Source organism: Microbacterium sp. Bi128 (assembly GCF_918698205.1).
Genome location: NZ_CAKKMM010000159.1, coordinates 1 through 8,513 on the forward strand (window position 1 = coordinate 1; position 8,513 = coordinate 8,513).

Annotated in this window: 8 protein-coding genes and 1 pseudogene; 7 read left to right on the plus strand and 2 right to left on the minus strand. The window is 71.3% G+C overall.

Annotated elements, in window-relative coordinates:
• The coding region (locus LQV45_RS12690; RefSeq protein WP_230007339.1) for an A/G-specific adenine glycosylase at window positions 1–850 on the minus strand (850 nt) is incomplete at its 3' end.
• A 55-nt stretch (window positions 851–905) separates the two neighbouring features.
• Between LQV45_RS12690 and LQV45_RS12695 the strand changes: the two genes are divergently transcribed.
• Genes LQV45_RS12695 through LQV45_RS12715 form a run of 5 tightly spaced genes read left to right on the plus strand, consistent with a single transcriptional unit; the run spans window position 906 to window position 4,091 of the window.
• Window positions 906–1,415, plus strand: coding sequence for a hypothetical protein (locus LQV45_RS12695; RefSeq protein WP_230007340.1), 510 nt, complete (start codon window positions 906–908; stop codon window positions 1,413–1,415).
• On the plus strand, window positions 1,415–2,308 hold the full coding sequence (gene truB / locus LQV45_RS12700; RefSeq protein WP_230007341.1) for a tRNA pseudouridine(55) synthase TruB: 894 nt from the start codon (window positions 1,415–1,417) through the stop codon (window positions 2,306–2,308). Before LQV45_RS12695 ends, truB begins: the two co-directional genes overlap by 1 nt.
• Complete coding sequence (locus tag LQV45_RS12705) at window positions 2,305–2,673, plus strand: hypothetical protein (protein WP_138177726.1); 369 nt, start codon at window positions 2,305–2,307, stop codon at window positions 2,671–2,673. The genes truB and LQV45_RS12705 overlap by 4 nt, the downstream gene beginning before the upstream one ends.
• 57 nt (window positions 2,674–2,730) lie before the next feature.
• Window positions 2,731–3,150, plus strand: coding sequence for a hypothetical protein (locus LQV45_RS12710; RefSeq protein WP_138177724.1), 420 nt, complete (start codon window positions 2,731–2,733; stop codon window positions 3,148–3,150).
• The gene (locus LQV45_RS12715; protein WP_230007342.1) at window positions 3,147–4,091 is read left to right on the plus strand and encodes a bifunctional riboflavin kinase/FAD synthetase; all 945 of its coding nucleotides are present in this window, start codon (window positions 3,147–3,149) and stop codon (window positions 4,089–4,091) included. The genes LQV45_RS12710 and LQV45_RS12715 overlap by 4 nt, the downstream gene beginning before the upstream one ends.
• A gap of 33 nt (window positions 4,092–4,124) precedes the next feature.
• Here the strand turns inward: LQV45_RS12715 and LQV45_RS12720 are convergent, their stop codons facing one another.
• Complete coding sequence (locus LQV45_RS12720) at window positions 4,125–5,492, minus strand: MFS transporter (protein WP_230007343.1); 1,368 nt, start codon at window positions 5,490–5,492, stop codon at window positions 4,125–4,127.
• Window positions 5,493–5,734: 242 nt separating this feature from the next.
• Here LQV45_RS12720 and LQV45_RS12725 point away from each other — a divergent pair, with 242 nt between their 5' ends.
• Both LQV45_RS12725 and LQV45_RS12730 read left to right on the plus strand, forming a co-directional pair.
• Complete coding sequence (locus tag LQV45_RS12725; RefSeq protein WP_230007344.1) at window positions 5,735–7,891, plus strand: DEAD/DEAH box helicase; 2,157 nt, start codon at window positions 5,735–5,737, stop codon at window positions 7,889–7,891.
• Between the two features lie 33 nt (window positions 7,892–7,924).
• Window positions 7,925–8,513, plus strand: a pseudogene (locus LQV45_RS12730) (hypothetical protein); the annotation flags it as partial.

The following is an 8,513-nucleotide window of genomic DNA, read 5'->3' on the forward strand; positions in this document are numbered from 1 at the left end:
GCATCGCGTCGGCGGCCTCGGCCAGGCCGTCCGCGATGAGGGAATCGATCGCGCGGTCGCGCTGCACGGGGTCGGGCCATTCGGCGATCACCGCGTCCAGGGGCACGGCGGCGGGTGCTGCCTCGCGCAGTACCTTCATGACCGCTCCGCGCGCCTGACGATCGCTGCCCTCGTACTTCGCTTGGCGACGGCGACGATCCTCGGATGCCGGATACCCGGCGTTCCGCCACGCGCACTGCGCCGAAAGCGGGCACACGTCGCACTTCGGCGATCGGGCGGTGCACACGATCGCGCCGAGTTCCATCGCGGCGGCGTTCACGATCGCGGCGGCGGTGAGGTCGGCCGGGAGCTCGGCATCCATGCGGGCGAGGTCGGCCTTGCCCGGAGGGCCGGGCTGCGCGACGCCGTCGACGACGCGGGCGAGCACCCGGCGGGTGTTGGTGTCGACGACCGGATGCCGATCCCCGTAGGCGAAGACCGCGACGGCGCGCGCGGTGTAGTCGCCGATCCCGGTGAGGGCGAGCAGCGCCTCGACGTCGCGCGGGACGATGCCGTCGTGGCGATCGCGAATCTCGACCGCCGCCCGGTGCAGCCAGAGCGCGCGGCGCGGATAGCCGAGGTTCGCCCACTGGGTCACGGCCTCGGCCGGGGCGACCGCGGCGAGGGCGGCCGGCGTCGGCCAGCGGTCGAGCCACGCCTCCAGGTGCGGGATCACGCGGTTCACCGGCGTCTGCTGCAGCATGAACTCGCTCACGAGCGTTCCCCACGCCCCGAACCCGGCGCGGCGCCAGGGGAGGTCCCGCGCGGTGTCGCGATACCACGCGATGAGCGGCGCGGCGAGTGCTGGCATCCCTCCAGCGTAGATCGAGAGTCGGCGTGTCCGGCGCCCCGCCTAGGCTGGAGTCATGTCGCTCGAGTCCCTCCACCGCAGCCTCCGCGACGAGGTGCGTCAGAACTCCCGCTCCGGCCGGATCGTCGTCGCCGTCGACGCCCTGGATGCCGAGGCGGCCACCGCGTTCGCAGAGGGGTTCGCCGCGGCGCTCGGAGCGGACGGGACCCCTGTGTTCCGCGCCTCCCTGGGCGAGGTCGCTTCCGACCGGGCCGAGGCTGTGCGTGCGGAACTGGTCGCACCGTTCCGGGCGGGTGAGCCGTTCCCGCCCGTCAGCGTCGAGGCGGCACCCGCGGACGCCGTGCTCGTCGTCGACGGCGCGTTCCTCCTGGACTCCGCGTTGCGCGGACTGTGGCACTGGTCGGTGTGGCTCGAGTCCTCGTCGCCGATCGGGGCACCCGCACCCGAGCGGAGCGACGCGCAGAAGCACTACCTCACGGCGACGCGCCCGCGCGCGACGGCCTCGGCCATCGTCGAGAACTCGAATCCCGCCGACCCCGTGCGCGTGTTCGGCGACTTCTGCTGATGGCGCGCGCCGGCATCCTCCTGGTCGACAAGCCCGGAGGCATCACCAGCCATGACGTCGTCGCGCGGGCCCGACGCGCCCTCGGCACTCGCAAGATCGGGCACGCGGGCACTCTCGACCCGATGGCGACGGGGCTGCTCGTGCTCGGTGTCGAGGGTGCGACGCGCCTGCTCACCTTCATCGTCGGGGCCGACAAGACGTACGAGGCGACGATCCTGCTCGGGATCGAAACCGACAGCGACGACGCCGACGGCGAAGAGACGGCTCGAGCGGATGCCGCCGATGTCGCGGCCGTGACCCATGCGGCGATCGCGGCGGGCATCGCCGACCTCACGGGAGAGATCGACCAGGTGCCCAGCACCGTGTCGGCCATCAAGGTCGCGGGCCGCCGGGCGTACGACCTGGCGCGTGCCGGCGAGACCGTCGAGCTGAAGGCCCGACGCGTGACGGTGTCGCGCTTCGACGTGCGTGCCACCCGTCGTGACGCGGCGACGATCGCCCTCGACGTCGTCGTCGACTGCTCCAGCGGCACCTACATCCGCGCCCTCGCCCGCGACCTGGGCCGAGCCCTCGGCGTCGGCGGACACCTCACGGCTCTGCGTCGCACGCGGATCGGGTCCTTCGACGTGGCGTCCGCGGCATCCGTCGACGACATCGCCGACGACACCCTCGTTGACCCGGCCGTCGCCGCGGCCACGGTCGTCGGAGGTCTCGCCGTCGGCGACGACGACGCGCGCGACCTCCGCCACGGCAAGCGCATCGACGGCGGCGGCCGCCTCACGGGGGAGCGGGCTGCGGCGATCGATCCGGGTGGGCGCCTGGTGGGCATCGTCGAGCGGCGGGGGAGCCAACTCAAGAGCGTCATGAACATGCCCGAGGAGGCCGCGCGATGATCCTGTGGTTCACGCTCACGCAAGTGGGGGTCGCGGTTCTCGCGGGCCTCGTCGCGATCGCGGCGGGGTTGGCGGGACGCCGTCCCTCCGACCTCACCGTCGGGGCGCTCGCCCTCATCGAACTGCTGCTCATCGTGCAGATCGTCGTGGCCATCGTGTCGCCGTTCGCCGGCAACCCGGCCTCGGGCAGTCTGCTGGAGTACTGGACGTACCTCGTCTCGGCCGCACTGCTCCCGCCGGCCGGGGCCGCGTGGGCGCTCATCGAGCGCAGCCGCTGGAGCACCGTCATCATGGGTGTCGCCGCCCTGGCGGTGGCCGTCATGGTGTGGCGCATGCACGTGATCTGGACCGTGCAGGTCGCCTGACCCGGGCGCCGAACCGACGGTGAGCTGCAGCGCCGACCGAACTAGACTCGGAAGGTCATGGCATCCACCACTCCCGCCCGCACCCGCGGAATGACCGGCATCGGCCGGGTCCTCGTGATCGTCTACGGCATCATGGCGCTCGCCGCCACGGGGCGCTCGTTCGTGCAGATCGTCCGCGAGTTCGACGAAGCGCCGGTGGCTTATGCCCTGTCGGCGCTCGCGGCGGTCGTCTACATCCTCGCGACCCTCGCGCTGATCTTCTCGGCTCGCCCGGCCTGGTACCGGGTCGCCTGGGTGGCGATCGGCTTCGAGTTGATCGGCGTGATCGTCGTGGGCACTCTCAGTCTCGTCCTGCCCGCGCTGTTCCAGCACCCGACGGTGTGGTCGGTGTACGGCATCGGCTACGTGTTCATCCCGCTCGTTCTGCCGTTCCTGGGCCTGTGGTGGCTCGTGCGGCACCGTCGGACGGCGTCGTGATCGTCTTCCGCGACCCCGAAGAGGTGCCCGCCGGGTTCGGGCCGTCGGTCGTGGCGATCGGCAAGTTCGACGGCGTCCACACCGGCCACCGTGCGGTGATCGATCGTGCGCGCGTCGAGGCCTCCGACGGGGCGAAGGTCGTCGCGGTCACCTTCGACCGCAACCCCCTCCGCGTGCTGCGGCCCGACAAGTGCCCGCCGGATGTCATCGGCCCGCACCAGAAGCTCGAGCTTCTCGATCGCGCGGGAGTGGATGCCACTCTGCTCCTGACCTTCGACGAGGCGCTCGCCGCGCTCCCCGCCGATGTGTTCGTGCGCCGCGTCCTGGTCGATGCGCTCTCGGCGCGGACCGTTCTGGTCGGGCGCGACTTCCGGTTCGGCGCCGGGGGCGCGGGCGACCCCGACCTGCTCGTCCGGATGGGCGAGGAGCACGGCTTCCGTGTCGATGTCGTCGACGATGTCCGCGCCGTCCACGCCGATCGTCGGGTGTCCTCGACGTGGATCCGCGAGGCCCTGGCCGCCGGTGACATCGCCACCGCTTCTCGTCTGCTCGGTCGGTCGCCGTCCGTGTGGGGCGAAGTGGTGCACGGCCTCAAGCGCGGGCGCGAGCTCGGCTACCCGACGGCCAATCTGTCGCCCGACCTCGAGGGGTTCGTGCCCGCCGACGGGGTCTACGCCGGCTGGCTGATCGACGTCGAGGGCACGCGCCGCATCAGTTACCCCGCGGCGATCAGCATCGGGACGAACCCCACGTTCGACGACGTACACGCCCGCCAGGTCGAGGTGTACGTGCTCGACGAGACCGATCTCGACCTCTACGGGCATCACGTCGAAGTGCGCTTCGTCGAGCGCGTGCGGGGCATGACGGCGTTCGACGGTGTCGACGCGCTGCTGGTGCAGATGGCCGACGACGTCGAGCGCGTGCGCCGCATCCTGCGCTGACTCTGGCGTCGGGTGCGCGACAGCGCGACCGCCTCAGTCCTGACGCGACAGCTGATTGCGGATGCCGAAGAACGACGTCGCGGCGCCGAGCGCCATGAGGACGGCGGTGAAGATCGCCGCGCGGTGGAACCCGTCGAGATCGAGCGCCCCGCCGGCGATCGCGGACACCGCGGCGATCGCGAGGAGGCCCGCGACGCGCGATACGGCGTTGTTGACCGCCGACGCGATGCCCGAGCGCTCCGCGTCGATCGCGCCGAGGACCGCGGCCGTCAGGGGCGACACCGTCGCCGTCAGACCGAGGCCGAACACGACGACCCCCGGGAGCACTTGCGTCCAGTAGTCGAACTCGGGGCGCACCGTCAGCAGCAACAGCGCGCCGATCGCCATGATCGCCGGCCCGAGCGTCATAAACAGGCGCGGCCCCAGCCGACCCGACAACGCCCCCATGCGCGAGCTCAGTGCGATCATGAGCAGAGTGCTGGGCAGCGACGCCAGTCCCGCGAGCGTCGCCGGCAGCCCCGCGCCCTGCTGCAGGTAGACACTGACGACGAAACCGTTCAGCGACAGCGCCGCGTAGACGAACATCGTCGTGAGGTTGCCGGTCCAGAAGTTGCGGGAGCGGAACAGGTCCAGAGGCATCATCGGTTCGCGGGCGACGCGCTGACGCACGAGGAATCCGGCGAACGACAGCACGCCCAGCACGCCCGGAGCCCAGATGACCGGCGAGGACCAGCCGAGGTTCGGCTGTTCGATGAGAGCGAAGACGACGCCCCCGAGGCCCGCCGCGCACAGGACGGCTCCGAGGATGTCGACGCGCGCCCCCGGCCGCCGGTGGTCGGTACGGCCACGCCGCGCGAGCAGCCAGAGCGTCAGGCCGATCGGCAGGACGTTGACGAGGAAGACCAGGCGCCACGACAGCGTGTCCACGAAGACGCCGCCGATGAGGGGCCCCGCGATCATGGCGACGGTCGTCGCGCCGGTCCAGATCCCGATGGCACGGGCTTGCGACGCGCCACGGAAGGTCGAGGTGATGAGCGCGAGCGAGCTGGGGACGAGCAACGCTCCCGCGACCCCCTGGAGCGCCCGCGCGACGATGAGGAACTCCGCCGTCGGCGCGGCGGCGATCGCGATGGAGGTGACCCCGAACCCGACGAGACCGATCCGCAGCACCAGGGTGCGCCCCAGCACGTCGCTCATCGACCCGGCCACGAGGATGAACGCGCCGAGGGTCACCAGGTAGGAGTCCACGACCCACTGCTGGGTCGAGAGACCGCCGCCCAGATCGCGCGAGATCGCGGGCAGCGCGACGGTGACGACCGTGCCGTCGAGGAAGGACACGAAGGATGCCAGTACCGCGACGGTCAGGACCACGCGTTGGTCCCGCGACATCGGTTCGGCCATGGGCCCAGCGTAGGTGTCCATGGTCGCGGGCGGGTCGGTGAGGGTGCGACCGGCCCGGGACGCGCTAGAATGGGGGCGACCCCGTCACCCGCCTCCTCGCGAGCCGTTCCGGTGAAGACGCGTTGCGGGTCGCTGGCACTGCCGCTTCGGCGGGAGGCCGTGCGGCATTCTCCGGGGTCACTGATCCACCGGCGTCACGCCGGACGTCCCGGACCGATCCGGACGACACGCTCAGGAGGAGCATGCCGACCACGGCAACCGCAGCCCGTAGCTCGAGCCAACGGCGCCGCAAGACCTCGTCATCCCGTCGCGACGACGAGGCACCCGTCATCCCCATCCTCGCCCGGAAGGTCCGCGAGGTCGAGGCCAAAGCTCAGCGCGGCAAGCTCGGCCCCACCAACCGGGTGAAGTTCCAGGTGATCGCCTTCCTTGTGCGCGAAGAGCGCGCGCGGGTGAAGGCGGACACCGAGATCACCGACGCCGCACGCGCCGAGTTGCTCAAGCGTCTCGACGGCGTGGCCACGATCCTGGCCAAGACCGCCGCGCGCGACACTTCGCTCATTCAGCTGCTCGAGGTCGACCAGGCCACGTCGCCGGTCGCACGACGCATGCGCCGCGACTGGCTGCTGGAGTCCGGTGCCGAGCTCCCGCCCGACGAGCTCATCATCACCGACACCGCCCCCGCCGCCACGCCGGTGGTCCCCGCGGCGCTCGCCGAGAAGCAGGTCATCCCGCCCTCGATCGAGGCGCGGCAGATGGCCAACCCCTTCCTCCCGCCCGACCTCACGCCGCGTGCCACGGGTGATGCACCGCGCCGCCGCCTCGACGGCTGGGAGCTCATGGGCCCGCTGTACAAGGCGTTCGAGACCGGTGCCGGGGGATCGGCCGCGAGCATGGAGCTTCCGCCCGTGCCCGAGTTCGACCGCCTCTCGCCGCGCGGGCTCGAGGTCATGCCGCACCAGTCCCGGTTCCTCGAGGCCGTGCGCCAGGGCCACCGTTCGTTCCTGCTGGCCGACGAGCCGGGCCTGGGCAAGACCGCCGAGTCGGTGCTCGCCGCCTCCGTCGCCGAGGCTTACCCGCTGCTGGTCGTCGTGCCCAACGTCGTGAAGATGAACTGGGCGCGCGAGGTGCAGCGCTGGACGCCGCACCGTCGCGCCACCGTCATCTCGGGCAGCGGCGCCGACATCGACGCGTTCGCCGACATCTTCATCGTCAACTACGAGATCCTCGACCGGCACCTGTCGTGGCTGTCGTCGATCGGCCTCAAGGGCATCGCGGTCGACGAGGCGCACTTCATCAAGAATCTGTCGTCGCAGCGGTCGCAGAACGTGCTCGCCCTGGCATCCCGTGTCCGTCAGCAGACGCGCGATCCGCTCCTGCTCGCGCTCACCGGAACGCCGCTCATCAACGACGTCGAGGACTTCGACGCCATCTGGCGGTTCCTGGGGTGGACGACCGGCGAGAAGCCCGGCGCCGAGCTCATGGAGAAGCTGGATGCCACGGGCCTCACGCCGGCCGACAAGGCGTTCTATCCCGAGGCCCGCGAGGCCGTGATCTCGATGGGCATCGTCCGGCGCAAGAAGAAGGACGTCGCCGCCGACCTCCCCGACAAGCTCGTGGCCGACCTCCCGGTCGAGCTCGACGACGAATTCGGGCGGTCGATCCGTCAGGCCGAGCGTGAGCTCGGGGCGCGCCTCGCAGCGAAGTACCGCCGCATCATCGAGGCGCGCGGCGACCGGGGCCTGGCCCCCGGCGAGATCGACGAGGACATCGTGCGCCTCGTCGCGCACGGCGAGCTCGAAGAGAGCAAGGCCGCCGGCACCGGTTCCGAGAACGTCTTCACGATGGTGCGCCGCATCGGTCAGGCCAAGGCGCACCTCGCCGCGGACTACGCCGTGCAGTTGCAGCGCTCGGTCGGCAAGGTCGTCTTCTTCGCCAAGCACATCGACGTCATGGATGCCGCCGAGGCCCACTTCAAGGCGTCGGGTCTGCGCTCGGTGTCGGTTCGAGGCGATCAGACGTCCACCGCTCGGCAAGCCGCGATCGACGCGTTCAACAGCGACCCCGGTGTCGGCATCGCGGTGTGCTCGCTCACCGCCGCCGGTGTCGGCCTCAACATGCAGGCCGCCTCCAACGTCGTGCTCGCCGAGCTCAGCTGGACCGCCGCGGAGCAGACGCAGGCGATCGACCGTGTGCACCGCATCGGTCAGGAAGAGCCCGTCACCGCGTGGCGCATCATCGCGGCCCACACGATCGACACCAAGATCGCCGAGCTCATCGACTCGAAGGAGGGCCTGGCGCAGCGTGCGCTGGACGGCCTCGCCATCGAGCCGGGATCCAGCGACTCGGTGCAGCTTTCGGCTCTCATGCACCTGCTGCGGCAGGCGCTCGGCGGCTGACCCGACGTTCACGACGTCGCTAGGGTCGGGGGCATGTCCCTCGACCCGTCGACGTTTCTCGACGGTCCGCGCGGACGGCGCTTGTGCCTCGAGATCCTGCTCGACGCGGCCCGGCAGTCCGACACGCCGGTGGACCGGGATGCCACGCAGGCGGTGTTCTGGGCGACGCACGCCCTCGCCGAGAACCCCGGGACCCTCATCCACATCGGCGGAGGTGACGAGCCGTTCGTCGAGCCCGAAGTCTCGAGCGCCCAGGCCGCTGCCGCACTCGCCGAGATCCCGACGCCCGAGATCACGCCCGCGCGGATCGACCGGGCCCTCGAAGTCGCGGTTGATCTCGCCGCGTACTGGCAGCCGCCTTCCGGTGAGGACGTCCTCGCCGAGGTTTCGGAGATGCGGCCCGTGCTCGCTCCCGTGGCCGCGGCCGTTGCGCGATCGGGGCGCGCGGCCTCGTGGACCCGTCCGGTCGATCACGACGCGCAGGCGACGGTGACGTGGGAGGGAGCGAGCCCGTTCCGCACGGACACGGAAGCCGTCCTGTCCGAGTGGCGTGCGAACATGGCGGCGACCGAGATCCAGTTCGCGGCGTCTGCGTACAGCGAGCGGCTGTCGGGCCCGTGGT